Source organism: Paraburkholderia hospita (assembly GCF_002902965.1).
Lineage (GTDB): Bacteria > Pseudomonadota > Gammaproteobacteria > Burkholderiales > Burkholderiaceae > Paraburkholderia > Paraburkholderia hospita.
The window spans coordinates 2,089,845-2,104,371 of record NZ_CP026105.1 but is presented as its reverse complement, the minus strand read 5'-3'; the positions used below and the strand labels follow the sequence as shown (position 1 = coordinate 2,104,371).

At 62.5% G+C, this 14,527-nt stretch carries 16 protein-coding genes; 11 read left to right on the top strand and 5 right to left on the bottom strand.

Annotated features, from left to right (window positions below; genetic code table 11):
- Nucleotides 1-532 precede the first annotated feature (532 nt).
- The 3 genes from C2L64_RS09390 to gcl form a co-directional block, all read right to left on the bottom strand.
- Nucleotides 533-1,441 (bottom strand): 2-hydroxy-3-oxopropionate reductase, encoded by a 909-nt coding sequence (locus tag C2L64_RS09390; RefSeq protein WP_009769540.1) that lies wholly within the window; start codon nt 1,439-1,441, stop codon nt 533-535.
- A 65-nt stretch (nt 1,442-1,506) separates the two neighbouring features.
- Nucleotides 1,507-2,307 carry a 2-oxo-tetronate isomerase gene (gene otnI / locus C2L64_RS09385; protein WP_090839266.1) on the bottom strand — a complete coding sequence of 267 codons (801 nt, stop codon included), beginning with the start codon at nt 2,305-2,307 and terminating at the stop codon, nt 1,507-1,509.
- 97 nt (nt 2,308-2,404) lie between these two features.
- Nucleotides 2,405-4,180 carry a glyoxylate carboligase gene (gene gcl / locus C2L64_RS09380; RefSeq protein ID WP_042310181.1) on the bottom strand — a complete coding sequence of 592 codons (1,776 nt, stop codon included), beginning with the start codon at nt 4,178-4,180 and terminating at the stop codon, nt 2,405-2,407.
- A gap of 180 nt (nt 4,181-4,360) precedes the next feature.
- Between gcl and C2L64_RS09375 the strand changes: the two genes are divergently transcribed.
- Entirely contained in the window at nt 4,361-5,272 is a 912-nt protein-coding gene (locus tag C2L64_RS09375; RefSeq protein WP_007745410.1) for a LysR family transcriptional regulator, read from the top strand.
- Between the two features lie 952 nt (nt 5,273-6,224).
- Here the strand turns inward: C2L64_RS09375 and C2L64_RS09370 are convergent.
- Complete coding sequence (locus C2L64_RS09370) at nt 6,225-6,602, bottom strand: cupredoxin domain-containing protein (protein ID WP_090835326.1); 378 nt, start codon at nt 6,600-6,602, stop codon at nt 6,225-6,227.
- Between the two features lie 13 nt (nt 6,603-6,615).
- Nucleotides 6,616-7,509, bottom strand: coding sequence for a metallophosphoesterase family protein (locus C2L64_RS09365; protein ID WP_090835324.1), 894 nt, complete (start codon nt 7,507-7,509; stop codon nt 6,616-6,618).
- Nucleotides 7,510-7,665: 156 nt separating this feature from the next.
- On the opposite strand from C2L64_RS09365, the gene C2L64_RS09360 reads away from it, so the two are divergent.
- The 10 genes from C2L64_RS09360 (at nt 7,666) to C2L64_RS09320 (ending at nt 14,501) form a co-directional block, all read left to right on the top strand.
- Nucleotides 7,666-8,502: an RNA polymerase sigma factor gene (locus tag C2L64_RS09360; RefSeq protein WP_176133829.1), complete on the top strand. Its 837-nt coding sequence runs from the start codon at nt 7,666-7,668 to the stop codon at nt 8,500-8,502.
- A complete protein-coding gene (locus C2L64_RS09355; protein ID WP_090835319.1) occupies nt 8,492-9,442 on the top strand; it encodes an anti-sigma factor family protein in 951 nt (316 codons plus the stop codon). Before C2L64_RS09360 ends, C2L64_RS09355 begins: the two co-directional genes overlap by 11 nt.
- A gap of 19 nt (nt 9,443-9,461) precedes the next feature.
- Nucleotides 9,462-9,644 (top strand): hypothetical protein, encoded by a 183-nt coding sequence (locus tag C2L64_RS53120; RefSeq protein ID WP_143055691.1) that lies wholly within the window; start codon nt 9,462-9,464, stop codon nt 9,642-9,644.
- Between the two features lie 19 nt (nt 9,645-9,663).
- Nucleotides 9,664-10,038, top strand: a complete 375-nt coding sequence (rpsF, locus tag C2L64_RS09350) for a 30S ribosomal protein S6 (RefSeq protein WP_007586564.1) — start codon at nt 9,664-9,666, stop codon at nt 10,036-10,038.
- A gap of 65 nt (nt 10,039-10,103) precedes the next feature.
- A complete protein-coding gene (priB, locus tag C2L64_RS09345) occupies nt 10,104-10,403 on the top strand; it encodes a primosomal replication protein N (protein ID WP_007586561.1) in 300 nt (99 codons plus the stop codon).
- 2 nt (nt 10,404-10,405) lie between these two features.
- Entirely contained in the window at nt 10,406-10,681 is a 276-nt protein-coding gene (rpsR, locus tag C2L64_RS09340) for a 30S ribosomal protein S18 (RefSeq protein ID WP_007586560.1), read from the top strand.
- 27 nt (nt 10,682-10,708) lie between these two features.
- A complete protein-coding gene (gene rplI, locus C2L64_RS09335) occupies nt 10,709-11,161 on the top strand; it encodes a 50S ribosomal protein L9 (RefSeq protein ID WP_007586558.1) in 453 nt (150 codons plus the stop codon).
- A gap of 166 nt (nt 11,162-11,327) precedes the next feature.
- Entirely contained in the window at nt 11,328-12,716 is a 1,389-nt protein-coding gene (locus tag C2L64_RS09330; RefSeq protein ID WP_007735136.1) for a replicative DNA helicase, read from the top strand.
- A 148-nt stretch (nt 12,717-12,864) separates the two neighbouring features.
- Complete coding sequence (locus tag C2L64_RS09325) at nt 12,865-13,491, top strand: DUF47 domain-containing protein (RefSeq protein ID WP_042310193.1); 627 nt, start codon at nt 12,865-12,867, stop codon at nt 13,489-13,491.
- Nucleotides 13,491-14,501, top strand: coding sequence for an inorganic phosphate transporter (locus C2L64_RS09320; protein ID WP_007586553.1), 1,011 nt, complete (start codon nt 13,491-13,493; stop codon nt 14,499-14,501). Before C2L64_RS09325 ends, C2L64_RS09320 begins: the two co-directional genes overlap by 1 nt.
- Nucleotides 14,502-14,527 lie beyond the last annotated feature (26 nt).

The window sequence follows — 14,527 nt, the reverse complement described above, 5'->3', positions numbered from 1 at the left end:
CTGAACGCGATCACTCGCGTGGTTTGCGCTCGCCTGTACGGAACCGGCAACCACATTGAGAATCCAGCACCCCGGAACAGCCTCCCGCTTGACTTCCAATACGGTTGCTTTTCTTTGCGGCGGCAAAGAAAAGTAGGTGCCGCCCCGCACAGGGGCGACGCTTGAAGCACGAAGGCAAAGCGCGGATGCCAGCGCAGAGACAAACACCGTAACGCGGATGCCAGCGCAAAGCCAGGCACACAACATCAACGCCGCCAGCGCAAAAGCAAAGCCCCCACCAGCGTCGCAGACAAAAAAAACCAAAAAACCAAAAAACCAAACCACAGCAGGACACCCGACGATGACGTCTGACCGACCAAGGCTTCCCCGTCATCGCCGGGTGCCGCTGCGGACCCCACTTGCCGCTCTCAGCCCAGAGCGACATGATTTGCCCAATCCGATGCGTGCCGCGCGCCGGACCAGGCGCCCCACTTGTGCGCCACCGTGTTTCGCACACGGCAGCCGTCGTTGCATTAAAGCGTCACAGGCTCGCTCAAGCCGCTTTCTGATCTGCTGCAGGCGCCTGTGCGACTTCAAAATTCGCCATGATTTCGAGCGCGCGAACCATCGCCGAGTGATCCCATGCCTTGCCGCCATTCGCCGCGCACACGCTGAACAGTTGCTGGGCACTGGCCGTATGCGGCAATGCGATGCCAAGCTTGCGCGCGCCATCGAGTGCGAGGTTCAGATCCTTCTGGTGCAACTCGATCCGGAAGCCCGGGTTGAACGTGCGCTTCGTCATCCGCTCGCCGTGCACTTCGAGAATGCGCGACGACGCGAAGCCGCCCATCAACGCTTTGCGCACGCGCTCCGGATCGGCGCCCGAACGCGCCGCGAACAACAGCGCTTCCGCGACGGCTTCGATGTTCAGCGCGACGATGATCTGGTTCGCCACCTTGCAGGTCTGTCCCGCGCCGTTGTCGCCGATCAGCGAGATGTTCTTGCCCATCAGGTCGAACAGCGGCTTGGCCAGATCGAACGACTTTTGCGGGCCGCCGACCATGATCGTCAGCGTCGCATCCCGTGCGCCGATTTCGCCGCCGGAGACGGGCGCGTCGAGATAGTCGCAACCCAGTTCGTTGATCTTCTTCGCGAACGCCTGCGTGTCAAGCGGCGAGATCGAGCTCATGTCGATCACGAGCTTGCCCTTCGTCAGGCCTTTCGCCACGCCGTCATCGGCGAACAGCACGTTCGCGACGTCGGGCGTGTCGGGCACCATGATCACGACGATATCGGCCGCCTGCGCAACAGCCGTCGAATCAGCGACCGACGTGGTCGTGTTGGCGAGATCTTCCGGCACCGGGTACGCGCCATTGACGAACAGCGTATGACCGCCCTTGATGAGGTTGCGCGCCATGTGCGCGCCCATGATGCCGAGGCCGATGAAACCGATCTTTGCCATTGAATGAGTCTCCAGTAAATAAGGTTCGAAATGTGCTCGTGTGTCGTTGCAATCAGGCGCCGATATCAGGCGGAGGCATGAGCGCGCTTCACGCCCGCGACGCTCTCCAGCCAGCCGAGGCCTTCCGCCGTCGTCGTGCGCGGCTTGTACTCGCAGCCGATGTAGCCCCGATAGCCGAGCGAATCGAGCAGATCGAACAGGAACGGATAGTTGATTTCGCCCGTGCCCGGCTCGTTGCGCCCCGGGTTGTCGGCGAGCTGGATGTGAGCGATCTGCGCGAAATTCTTCTTGATCGTCGCGGCGAGTTCGCCTTCCATCCGTTGCATGTGATAGATGTCGTACTGCAGGAACAGGTTGTCGGAGCCGACGGCCTGAATCACATCGAGTCCTTCCGACGAGCGGTTCAATGCGAAGCCCGGAATGTCGTACGAGTTGCACGGCTCGACGAGCAGCCTGATGCCTTCGTTCTTCAACGCGGCAGCGGCAAAGCTCAGGTTGTCGACGATCGTCGCGCGCGCCTTGTCGGCATCAACGCCCTTCGGAATGCCGACGAGGCAGTTCAGTTGCGGCACCTTCAGCGCCTTCGCGTATTCGATGGCACGGCCCACGCCTTCCTGAAACTCGCCGACGCGATCCGGCAGCGAAGCAATCCCGCGTTCGCCCGCTTCCCAGTTGCCGGCGGGCAGGTTGTGCAGCACGAGCTTCAGCTTGTTCTGCGCGAGCCGCTCGGACAGTTCGGCGATCTGATACGGATACGGGAACAGAAACTCGACGGCGTCAAAGCCCGCGTCGGCGGCCGCTGCAAAGCGGTCGAGGAACGGGACTTCGTTGAACAGCATCGTGAGATTCGCGGCAAATTTCGGCATGTTGCTTTTTCTCTCTGGTCGGTCAAATTGAACAGCACGGCGCGGGCGGATGCGTTTCACTGGAAACGCGTCCGCCCGGATGAGGCGGGTACGGCATTTAGTCGAGCAGGCTGACCGCGCTCGGCGCATCGGCGCGCGTCACGGCGAGATCTTCGAACTCGTTGATCGCGTCGATCTCGGCGCCCATCGAAATGTTGGTCACACGCTCGAGAATCACTTCGACGATCACCGGCACGTTGTACTCGGAGAGCATCGACTGCGCTTTTTCCAGCGCCGGCTTGATCTCTTCCGGCTTGAACACGCGGATCGCCTTGCAGCCGAGGCCTTCAGCCACCGCGACGTGATCGACGCCATAGCCTTCGAGTTCCGGCGCGTTGATGTTGTCGAACGCGAGCTGCACGCAGAAGTCCATGTCGAACGCGCGCTGCGCCTGGCGGATCAGGCCCAGATACGAGTTGTTCACGACCACATGCACGTACGGCAGCTTGAACTGCGCGCCCACGGCCAGTTCTTCGATCATGAACTGGAAGTCGTAGTCGCCCGACAGCGCGACGATGGGGCGCTGCGGATCAGCGGCACGCACGCCCAGCGCTGCCGGAATCGTCCAGCCGAGCGGGCCGGCCTGGCCGCAGTTAATCCAGTTGCGCGCCTTGAACACGTGCAAGAACTGCGCGGCGGCGATCTGCGACAGGCCGATCGTGCTCACGTAGCACGTATCGCGGCCGAACACCTTGTTCATCTCTTCGTACACGCGCTGCGGCTTGATCGGCACGTTCTCGAAGTGCGTCTTGCGTTGCAGCGTGCGCTTGCGTTCCTGGCATTCCTCGACCCACGCGCCGCGGTCCTTCAGCTTGCCTGCTGCCTTCCATTCCTTCGCGACTTCGACGAACAGTTCGAGCGCGAGCTTCGCGTCGGACACGATGCCGAGATCCGGGCCGAACACGCGGCCGATCTGCGTCGGTTCGATATCGACGTGCACGAACTTGCGGCCCTTCGTATATACCTCGACGCTGCCCGTGTGACGGTTCGCCCAGCGGTTGCCGATGCCGAGCACGAAATCCGAGGCGAGCATCGTCGCGTTGCCGTAGCGATGCGACGTTTGCAGGCCGACCATGCCCGCCATCAGCGGGTGATCGTCGGGAATCGCGCCCCACGACATCAGCGTCGGGATCACGGGCACGCCGATCGTTTCGGCGAACTGCACGAGCAGATCTTCAGCGGCAGCGTTCAACACGCCGCCACCGGAGACGATCAGCGGCTTCGCGGAATCGTTGAGCAGCGTGAGCGCGGCTTCGATCTGCTTGCGCGTCGCGGCGGGCTTATAGATGGGCAGCGGCTCGTAGGTCTCGATGTCGAACTCGATCTCGGCGAGTTGCACGTCGATGGGGAGGTCGACCAGCACGGGACCGGGACGGCCCGAGCGCATCAGATGGAACGCCTGCTGGAACACGCGCGGCACGAGGGCCGGTTCGCGCACCGTGACGGCCCACTTCGTGACGGGCTTGGCGATCGATTCGATATCGACGGCCTGGAAGTCTTCCTTGTACAGACGCGCGCGCGGCGCCTGACCGGTGATCGCGAGAATCGGAATCGAGTCGGCGGAGGCGGAGTAGAGGCCGGTGATCATGTCGGTGCCGGCGGGGCCCGACGTGCCGATGCACACGCCGATATTGCCGGGCGCTGCGCGCGTATAGCCTTCCGCCATGTGCGATGCGCCTTCGACGTGGCGCGCCAGCACGTGACTGATGTTGCCTGCCTTGCGCATGGCCGAGTAGAACGGGTTGATGGCGGCGCCGGGAACGCCGAAAGCCGTGTCGATGCCTTCTTTTTCGAGCACGAGTACCGCTGCGTCGACGGCTCTCATCTTGGCCATGAATGTCTCCTGGAAGTCTGTAAAGCGGATGGGTGTTAGGCACACTTTAAGACTGCATCTAAGGTTTGATAAGATCATTCACGGTCGCTTATTCCAAAACAAAAAGTATGGAATACGGGTGGGACGCCCATTGGGGCGCGTTGCGGCGAGACGCCCGTGCACAGCACCTGGAGACGAAAAATGGATCGCTTTAAACAGATCGAAACGTTCGTGCGCGTCGCGGACGCGGGCAGCCTGGCGTCGGCGGCGCTGGAAGAGGGCGTGTCGCCCGTGATCCTCGGACGCCGGATCGACGCGCTCGAAAAGCGCCTGGGCGTCAAGCTGATGTACCGTTCGACGCGCCGGCTGGTGGTCAGCGAAGAGGGCGCGGCGTTTCTCGAACGTTGCCGCGGCCTGCTCAGCGAATGGGACCAGGCGGAAAACGAGTTGATGGCGGGGCGGCGGTCGGTCAACGGGCATCTGATCGTGTCGGCGCCTGCCGCGTTCGGGCGTAAGCATGTTGCGCCGCTCGCGCCCGAATTTCTGAAGGACAAGCCCGAATTACAGGTTTCGTTCAATCTGACCGACCGCGTCGTCGATCTGGTGCGCGAGGGCTACGATCTGTCGATTCGCATCGGCGGGGCTGTCGATCCGAACTTTGTGGCCGTCAAGCTTGCGACGAACCGGCGCGTCGTGTGCGGGACGCCTGAATACTTCCGCAAGCATGGCAAGCCGAAGGCGCTCGAGGATCTGCCGGCCCACAACTGCCTCGCGTTCAACCTCCAAGGCGGGCAGAACCGCGGCTGGTACTTCCGGCGCAATGGCAAGCTGACGACGGTGCGCGTCGGCGGCACGCTCGATTGCAACGACGGCGAGTTGCTGCACCGCTGGGTGTCGGAAGGGCTCGGGCTTGGCTGGCGCTCGACGTGGGAAATCGATCAGCAACTCGCGAGGGGCGAGCTCGAGACCGTGCTCGATGAATATGCGCTGCCTGATTACGACATTCTTGCTGTTTATCCGCAGCAGCGGTATGTGCCCGCGAAAGTCAGGTATTTCATTGATTATCTGAAAGAGGTTTATGCGCGGCCTGATTACTGGGTTAATGCGGGGTGATGTGGGGTTTTTTCGCCTTGCGGTGGGAGTGTTTTGGTGTTTTTGGCGGTTGCGCCTTCGTGGCGCGGGCGTTGCCGTTCGGTGTTTTGGTATTTGCGATGGCATTCGTGAGGCGGTGGGTTTGCTGCGCAGACGGTTTGGTGTTTCGGCGTTTGCGCTGGCATCCGCGCTATGCCTTCGTGCTTCAGGCGTTGCCCCTGTGCGGGGCGGCACCTACTTTTCTTTGCCGCCGCAAAGAAAAGTAGGCAAAAGAAAGCGGCTCACACCGTCAGTTCTAGTTATTGCCTGAGGGCCCTCAACCGGTCTTACGCTTCACACGGCAGCATATCTGCTCGCGTGCGTTGCCAACGCGCTGAATGAGCGCCTCACCCGCTTCGAACTCCCGCACAAAGGCCAACGCCAGCGAATGGTTGCTGCCGCCCAGGTGGCAAACTGTGTGTAGGTTGTCGCGTCGTATAGCTTGGCGCTCTTACATGGTGGAACGCGTGCGCTATCGGTCCGAAGTGAGGCGTGTGAGGTGCTACGGCCTACACACAGTTTGCCACCTGGGCGGCGGTGGAATATCTGGCACGGCATGATGCAGCGCGGGTGCGTGAAGCGGGTGAGGCGCACCGCAAGAGCGTTGGCAACGAACATGGGTCACGTGATTGCCGTGTGAAGCGTAGGACCCTTTGGGGGCCCTCAGGCAAACACAAGTGCTGGCGGTGTGAGCCGCTTTCTTTTGCCTACTTTTCTTTGCGGCGGCAAAGAAAAGTAGGTGCCGCCCCGCACAGGGGCGACGCCTGAAGCACGAAGGCAATACGCGGATGCCAGCGAAAAGGCCAAAACACCGAACGGCGACGCGTGAAGGGCGAAGGCAAAACGCGGATGCCCGCGAACACCAACCCTGGCAAAAAACAAATCGCATCGCAGGATGCCGGCGCAACCCCAGGCGAACCACCAAAACCCACCCCTACCCAACCAAAATAGTCCCACTCATCGTCTCATGCCCCGACCCACAAAAAATATCGCACAAAAAATCGACAGTCCCAGCCGGTCCAGCCTGCGCCGGTAGGCGCACAACAGCCCCAGGCGGCACATCCGCCCGCACGTTGAACTGCGGAATCGCAAACCCCATAATCGTATCCACCGCGGTCAGCTCAAACACAACATTCTCATGCGGCGCGAGCTTGATCTGATTCGGCGTGAACACGAACTTGCGCGCACTAACCTTGATGACGCGCGGTTCGGCGGCGCGCGCGTCGAAATGGCCCGCGACGGCCAGCACCGCGCCCATCGCGGCAAGCGTGAAAACGCGGCGTCGCTTCCTGTCGACGGCAAAAGTCGGCATGGTGATCTCCCCGTTATGACGCCTTGATCGGCATTTCATCGAGCGCAAGCGCGCCCGACGGCCTCGCGACCTGCACTTGCCGCCAGCCCAGCCCGCGATACGGCGCGGACGCGTCCCACGGCACCGGCAGCTTCTTGGGCTGCGACATCGCAAGCGGCAGCGGAAACATCAGCGAGCGCGCCGCGTGATGCGCAATGTTGCCCGTCACCATGTGATGCTCCTGATGGATGTGGCCATAGAACACGGTCACGTTCTTGCGCCGGCTCAACACGTCGATCACCTGCGCGCCGTCGCGCGTCGCCCAGTCCCATTGCGGCGCGAGATCGAACAGCGGCCGGTGCGTGAAGACGACGATGCGCGCGTCCTGCGGCTGCTTGTCGATATCGGCTGCAAGCCACGCGATCTGCTGCTCGCCGACGCGGCCCGCCGGGTCCGACACGTTGTCGATCGTGATGAAGTGCACGCCCTTGTGATCGAACGTGTAGTGCGTCTGCCCGAAGTGCTCCTTGTACGCCGCGCCCGCGTCGAGGCTCGCGTCGTGCTCGCCAGGCATCAGGTACAGCGGCTTCACCTTCAGTTGCGCGATGATTTGCTGGAACTGGAGCATGCGTTCGTGGCGCAACGCGGTGTCGTCGGTGGTGTGCGTCAGGTCGCCCGTGAAGATCACGAAATCGGGCGGAGACGGCAACGCGTTGACGGCGGCAATCGCCTTCGGCAGCGTGCCTTTCGAATCGGGATTCACGCCGGGGCCTTCGAAGCCCCAATGAGCATCCGACAACTGGACGAAGTAGAAATCGTCGTCGCGTCCATACGAGAAGCCGGGCAACGCCGACGCGAATGCCGCACCGCCGACGGCCGCAAGGCGCAGGAAATCGCGCCGCTTCAGACATTTCAGATTGTTTTGCATGATTCTCCTCGCGAGTGAATGACTCATTTGCGGTACTGCGAGGCCATGCTTTCTATTCCCAACTTTATTTTTTACGGCAGGCGCGAATACCGGGAATAAACTGGATTCGAAATGGGTTTTGCAGCCGTGAAGTCTGGGCAAGCCTGGAGGCGATCGGTGGATGAGACCGGAAAACATGCTGGGGGCGACGCGCGCGCCGAGGCCGCGCGCAGTCTGCGCTTTCAGCAGATGGCGCTGCCGCATCTCGATGCGGCGTACAACCTTGCGCGCTGGCTATGCGGCAACGGACACGACGCCGACGACGTCGTGCAGGAAGCGTTCATGCGCGCTTACCGTTTCTTCGACACGTTCCACGGCGAGACCGCGCGGCCCTGGCTGCTCGCGATCGTGCGGCGCACGTGGTACACGGAATGGCGCAGGCGCTCGGGCGGCGTCAACGCGACGATCGAGTTCGATGAGAACCTCGACGACGAGACGTTCGAAGGCTGGAGCGCGAACTCGCCCGACCCCGAAGCGCTGCTGATCCGCGAGGAAAACACGCGGCTCGTGCACGAGGCGCTGGACATGCTGCCTGTCGAATATCGCGAGGTGCTGATCCTGCGCGAGCTGGAAGAGTTGAGCTACCGCGAGATCGCCACGATTGCGGATCTGCCCGTCGGCACCGTGATGTCGCGGCTCGCTCGAGGGCGACGCAAGCTCGCGACGGCGTTGACGACCTTGCAAACGAAGGGGAGCGCGCGGCCGAGAGGCGGCGCGCGCGATGGGGGCGCCGCGCAGCGTGGGCCGGACGGGGCAGACGATGTGCCGGGCGCGCGGCCAGCCATGCGCGCATCGGCCCGGACCGAGGGTCCGGGTCGTTCGGCGCACGCCGGCAGCGGCGCGCTGCCCGGCGGATCGCCCGATACCCCACGTAAAACCGAAGGCGGCTGGTTGCCGCACGCTCCCGGCGCGTTGCCGGGCGGACTCGCACAGGAGGCGCCAGATGGACTGTAACGAAGCACGGCCGCTTCTCGATGCGAATGCGGACCACGAACTCACGCCGCCGCAATCGCGCGACGTGCAGCGGCATATCGAAAGCTGCGAGGCATGCCGGAGGGAAAGCGAGATGGTAAGGGCAATGAAGGGCGCGGTGCGCTCGGCCAACTACTATCGCGCGCCGGATGAACTGCGCGCGAAGATCATGGCGGCGCTGCCGCCGACCGAGCTTGCCGCTCCGCAAGGGGCGGTGCGCGACAGCGAAATGCGGCCCGAGCCACGCGCGAGGCAGCGCAAAGGCTGGTTCGACTGGGTGCGGCTGCCGCAACTGCCGCAGCTCCCGAAAGGCGGCGGCTTCGGGCCGCTGGCGGGCGAGGGCGCGGGCGGCGCGATGAGCGGCGGCGGATGGCACACGGGCGCGGCCTGGCGCGGCGGTCTCGCGCTGGCGTTCTGTGCGCTCGTCGCGGCGGGCATCGCGGTGACGCTGCACCGGACGGGGGAACCGATGCCGTTGGTCGACGAACTGGTGGCGAGCCATGTGCGTGCGCAGCTGTCGGGGCACGATATCGACGTCGTGTCGACGGATCAGCACACGGTCAAGCCGTGGTTCAACGGCAAGCTCGACTACGCGCCGCCTGTGGAGGATCTCAGCGCGAGCGGCTTCCCGCTGGCTGGCGGGCGGCTCGACTATGTGGGGCATCGGCGGGTGGCTGTACTCACGTACCGGCATGCCAAGCACGTGATCGACGTCTACGTGTTCCCCGAAGACGACCGCGCGGCGGGCAAACCGGGCGCGGCGATCGTGCAAGATGGCTATGCGGTGGCGCGCTGGCGCGACGAAGGGATGATGTGGTGGGCCATCACGGACGCCGCGCCCGAGTCGCTGACGGCGTTGCAGGCCGCGCTGACGGCCCGGCTGCACGGCGGGGAGCCGGGGGCCCCTTATTCCGGCAGTTGAGGGCGACTGAAGACTTTTGATGGCATTTGAAGGGCGGCTGGCGGCATGTTTTTGTGCCGCCAGCCGCCCTAAATCATTGAAAACACGCCCGAATCCGGCGGATGCCACCTGCTTTATCTTGCAAACAGTGCCGATTCAGGTTATATTCTTCGGCTTCTCACTTGCCACACCGGTTCGACGCCCGGGTGGCTTCTATCCATAAGTCAGCACAAGGAGTGAACATGCGTCATTACGAAATCGTCTTTATCGTGCACCCCGATCAGAGCGAGCAAGTGCCCGCCATGATCGAGCGTTACAAGACCACGATCACGTCGCACGGTGGCCAGATCCACCGCATCGAAGACTGGGGCCGTCGCCAACTGGCCTACATGATCGAGAAACTCGCGAAGGCTCACTACGTCTGCATGAACATCGAATGCGACCAGACTACGCTCGACGAACTGGAACACGCGTTCAAGTTCAACGACGCCGTTCTGCGTCACCTCATCGTCAAGATGAAGAAGGCCGAAACCGGCCCGTCGCCGATGATGAAGGAAGTGCAGCGCGAAGAAGCCAAGAAGGCGGCTGCATCGCAGCCGACGGAAGCGCAGGCTTAAAGCAGAACCATTAAGCCATCAGAGTCACGCGGCGTGCTCTCATTCAGCGTCCGTAAAAGGAATCGATGAACCGGCTGCAACTCACGGCGAGCGTCGTCGAACGCGAAATAGTGCGGTACACCCCCGCAGGCGTTCCGATTGCAGGCTGTACGTTGCAACACCGCACGCAGGTCGTCGAAGCGGGCGTTGCCCGAACCGTCGAGCTGATCATGCAGGCGGTCGCGGCCGGCGAGGCGAGCGGCAAGCTGGAGCGGGTTGAAATGGGCGTCGAAACGCTCTTCACCGGCTTCCTGGCGAAGAAAAGCCGCAACGCGAGAACTCTGGTGTTTCACATCACAGAATTGCAGGACATTGGAAAGGACTGAACATGCCCCGCCCGACTGGTAAGAAATTCGACAAGCGTCGTCAGCAACAAAACCCGCTCTTCAAGCGCAAGAAGTTCTGCCGTTTCACGGCTGCAAATGTCGATCAGATCGACTACAAGGACATCGATACGCTGAAGGACTTCATCGGCGAGAACGGCAAGATCACGCCGGCACGTCTGACGGGTACCAAGGCCCATTATCAACGCCAGCTCGACACGGCGATCAAGCGCGCACGTTTCCTCGCGCTGGTGCCGTACACCGATCAGCACAAGGCCTAACCGGACGACGTCACAAGGAGCATCTGGATGCAAATCATTCTTCTCGAAAAAGTCGTGAACGTCGGCAACCTGGGCGACATCGTCAAGGTCAAGGACGGCTATGCACGTAACTTCCTGATCCCGAACAAGAAGGCACGCCGCGCAACGAAGGAAGCGATCGCTGAATTCGAAGTTCGCCGTGCAGAACTGGAAAAGGTCGCAGCTGAAAAGCTGACGGCTGCTCAGGCACAAGGCGAAAAGCTGTCGGGCCTGACGGTTCAGATCGCGCAGAAGGCTGGCGTCGACGGCCGTCTGTTCGGCTCGGTGACGAACGCCGACATCGCCGAAGCACTGGGCAAGCAAGGCTTCGCAGTTGAAAAGGCGCAAGTGCGTCTGCCGGAAGGCCCGCTGAAGATCGTTGGCGACCATTCGGTTCACGTCTCGCTGCACACGGACGTCACGGTTGACGTCACGGTGTCGGTGCTGGGCGAGCACGTCTAAGCAACACAGGAAACACGATCGCCAGGCAGTTGCTGGTGATAAAGGGCAGGGGCCGGGAAACCGGCCTCTGCCTTTTTTATTGTCGGCGTTGGCTTTCCGCGCGCTGCGGCGGTTCGATTTTCAGGATGCTATCCCGCCGTCCCACTTTGCCTGATAATTCCACCCCATGAACGCACCGTCGAAAGATCCGCAAATTGAGTCGCTGAAAGTCCCGCCCCATTCCATCGAGGCCGAGCAATCGGTGCTGGGCGGTCTGCTGCTCGACAACGCCGCATGGGACCGCATTGCCGACTTCCTCTCGCAAAGCGATTTTTACCGCTACGACCACCGCCTCATTTTCGAGCACATCGGCAGGCTGATCGCGTCGACGCGTCCCGCCGACGTCGTGACCGTCTATGAAGCGCTGACCACATCGGGCAAGGCCGAAGAGGTCGGCGGACTCGCGTATCTGAACGCGCTTGCGCAGAACACGCCGAGCGCGGCGAACATCCGGCGTTATGCGGAAATCGTGCGGGATCGTGCGGTGCTGCGCCGGCTGGTATCAGTCGCCGACGAAATTTCCGCCGATGCCTTCAATCCGCAGGGCAAGGAAGTTCGCCAACTGCTCGACGAAGCGGAATCGAAGGTGTTCTCGATCGCCGAAGACGGCGCGCGCGGCACGCAGGGCTTTCTCGAAATCGGGCCGCTGCTGACGCAGGTTGTCGAGCGCATCGATACGCTGTACCACACGGCCAATCCGAGCGACGTGACGGGCACGCCAACGGGCTTCGTCGACCTCGACCGGATGACCTCGGGCATGCACGGCGGCGAGCTGATCATCGTGGCGGGGCGCCCGTCGATGGGTAAAACAGCGTTCTCGATGAACATCGGCGAATACGTGGCCGTCGAATACGGTTTGCCAGTCGCCGTGTTCTCGATGGAAATGCCGGGCACGCAACTGACCATGCGTATGCTTGGCTCGGTCGGCCGGCTCGACCAGCACCGCATGCGGACTGGGCGCCTGACGGACGAAGACTGGCCGAAGCTCACGCATGCCGTCCAGAAAATGAGCGAGGCGCAGCTTTTCATCGACGAAACGGGCGGCCTGAACCCGATGGAACTGCGCTCGCGCGCGCGGCGTCTGTCGCGCCAGTGCGGCAAGCTCGGCCTCATCATCATCGACTACTTGCAGCTGATGAGCGGCTCGTCGTCGGGCGAAAATCGCGCGACGGAAATTTCGGAAATCTCGCGTTCGCTGAAAAGCCTCGCCAAAGAACTCGACGTGCCCGTGATCGCGCTGTCGCAGCTGAACCGCGGTCTCGAACAGCGCCCGAACAAGCGGCCGATCATGTCCGATCTGCGCGAATCGGGTGCAATCGAACAGGACGCGGACGTGATCCTGTTCATTTACCGCGACGAAGTCTACAACCCGGACAGCCCCGACAAGGGCACCGCCGAAATCATCATCGGCAAACAGCGTAACGGTCCGATCGGCCCAGTTCGGCTCACGTTCCACGGGCAATTCACGAAGTTCGACAATTTTGCGGGCGCGCAGAATTTCTACGGCAGCGAGTAGCACACTCCGCGCGAGCGGGGGCACCGGGTTGCGCCCGCCGTTGCGCGCGCGCACAAAACACGGCTGCGCGCCGCACCCGGAATGGTCCGGAACGGTACAATGTTGCGGTTTTATGACAGCGCCACCGTGACCATTTTCTGGGACCCCAATGTTCGGTCGATTCATGCCCACCGAGGGCAAATTTTTTGAAATCTTCAACGCTCACGCGAAGCACATTGTCGCGGGGAGCCACGAACTCGAACTGTTGATCGACAACCTCGGCGACGCCGAGATCCACAAGCAAAACGTGCAGACGGCCGAAAAAGCGGCCGACAAACTGACGCACGAAACCATCGATCTGCTGCACAAGACTTTCATCACGCCGCTCGACCGCGACGAAATCCACAAGTTGATCACCACGATGGACGACATCCTCGACCTGATGGAGGACGTCGCCACGGCCATTTCGCTGTACGACGTGCGGGCGGTGACGTCGGAAGCGAGCCAGCTCGCGCACATTTCGACCGCTTGCTGTGAGCGTGTGCAAGCGGCCGTCGCCATGCTGTCGGACATGAAGCAGGCGCGCGAGATCCTGAAGGCGTGCGAAGACATCGACCGTCTGGAATCGGACGCCGACCGCGTGCTGCGCTCGGCCATGTCGAAGCTGTTCCGCGAAGAGGACGACGTCAAGACGCTGATCAAGCTGAAGGCGATCTACGAGCTGCTCGAGTCGATCACCGACAAGTGTGAGGACGTGGCGAACATCATCGAAGGCATCGTGCTGGAAAACGCCTGATGCATTCGATACAACTCGCTATCTGGACGGTCGCGACGCTCGTGGTCGTCGCGCTCGTCTTCGACTTCATGAACGGCTTCCACGACGCAGCGAACTCGATCGCCACCGTCGTGTCGACGGGCGTGCTGAAGCCGCAACAGGCCGTTGCGTTTGCGGCGGCGTTCAACGTCATCGCCTATTTCATCTTTCACCTGAAAGTCGCGCAGACGGTCGGCAAGGGCACGATCGACCCCGGTATCGTCGATCACTACGTCGTGTTCGGCGCGCTGGTCGGCGCGATCGGCTGGAACATCGTCACCTGGTACTACGGCATTCCGTCCAGTTCGTCGCACGCGCTGATCGGCGGGCTGGTGGGCTCGGCGCTCGCCAAGTCCGGCTGGGCCGCGCTCAACTGGGACGGGCTGCTGAAAACAGTCACGTTCATCATCGTGTCGCCGCTGCTCGGTTTCGTGCTCGGCTCGTTCTTCATGCTGCTGGTGTCGTGGATCTACTTTCGCACGCCGCCAAGCAAGGTCGACCGGCGCTTCCGGCGTCTGCAACTGGTGTCGGCGGGACTGTACAGCCTTGGTCACGGCGGCAACGACGCGCAGAAGACCATTGGCATTATCTGGATGCTGCTGATTGCGACGGGGTACGCGTCGGCCGCAGCCGACGCGCCGCCGCTGTGGGTGATCGGCGGGTGTTATCTGTCGATGGGCCTCGGCACGCTGTTCGGCGGCTGGCGCATCGTGCGGACGATGGGGCAGAAGATCACGAAGCTCAAGCCCGTCGGCGGATTCTGCGCGGAGACGGGCGGCGCGATCACGCTGTTCATCGCGTCGTTCCTCGGCATTCCCGTATCCACCACGCATACGATCACGGGCGCGATCGTCGGCGTCGGCGCGACGCGGAAACTGTCGGCCGTGCGCTGGGGCGTCGCCGGCAATATCGTCTGGGCGTGGGTGCTGACGATTCCGGCGTCCGCCGTGCTCGCGGCGGCCGGCTGGTGGCTCGGCCATCGCTTCCTGTAAGGCTGCTTTAAAACGGCGCGCCGCGT

What these genes read in the sequence shown, in the direction of transcription:
- C2L64_RS09390 (WP_009769540.1), bottom strand. Translation starts at nt 1,441, where the DNA reads ATGGCAAAGATCGGTTTCATCGGCCTCGGCATCATGGGCGCGCACATG.
- otnI (WP_090839266.1), bottom strand. Translation starts at nt 2,307, where the DNA reads ATGCCGAAATTTGCCGCGAATCTCACGATGCTGTTCAACGAAGTCCCG.
- gcl (WP_042310181.1), bottom strand. Translation starts at nt 4,180, where the DNA reads ATGGCCAAGATGAGAGCCGTCGACGCAGCGGTACTCGTGCTCGAAAAA.
- C2L64_RS09375 (WP_007745410.1), top strand. Translation starts at nt 4,361, where the DNA reads ATGGATCGCTTTAAACAGATCGAAACGTTCGTGCGCGTCGCGGACGCG.
- C2L64_RS09370 (WP_090835326.1), bottom strand. Translation starts at nt 6,602, where the DNA reads ATGCCGACTTTTGCCGTCGACAGGAAGCGACGCCGCGTTTTCACGCTT.
- C2L64_RS09365 (WP_090835324.1), bottom strand. Translation starts at nt 7,509, where the DNA reads ATGCAAAACAATCTGAAATGTCTGAAGCGGCGCGATTTCCTGCGCCTT.
- C2L64_RS09355 (WP_090835319.1), top strand. Translation starts at nt 8,492, where the DNA reads ATGGACTGTAACGAAGCACGGCCGCTTCTCGATGCGAATGCGGACCAC.
- C2L64_RS53120 (WP_143055691.1), top strand. Translation starts at nt 9,462, where the DNA reads ATGGCATTTGAAGGGCGGCTGGCGGCATGTTTTTGTGCCGCCAGCCGC.
- rpsF (WP_007586564.1), top strand. Translation starts at nt 9,664, where the DNA reads ATGCGTCATTACGAAATCGTCTTTATCGTGCACCCCGATCAGAGCGAG.
- priB (WP_007586561.1), top strand. Translation starts at nt 10,104, where the DNA reads ATGAACCGGCTGCAACTCACGGCGAGCGTCGTCGAACGCGAAATAGTG.
- rpsR (WP_007586560.1), top strand. Translation starts at nt 10,406, where the DNA reads ATGCCCCGCCCGACTGGTAAGAAATTCGACAAGCGTCGTCAGCAACAA.
- rplI (WP_007586558.1), top strand. Translation starts at nt 10,709, where the DNA reads ATGCAAATCATTCTTCTCGAAAAAGTCGTGAACGTCGGCAACCTGGGC.
- C2L64_RS09330 (WP_007735136.1), top strand. Translation starts at nt 11,328, where the DNA reads ATGAACGCACCGTCGAAAGATCCGCAAATTGAGTCGCTGAAAGTCCCG.
- C2L64_RS09325 (WP_042310193.1), top strand. Translation starts at nt 12,865, where the DNA reads ATGTTCGGTCGATTCATGCCCACCGAGGGCAAATTTTTTGAAATCTTC.
- C2L64_RS09320 (WP_007586553.1), top strand. Translation starts at nt 13,491, where the DNA reads ATGCATTCGATACAACTCGCTATCTGGACGGTCGCGACGCTCGTGGTC.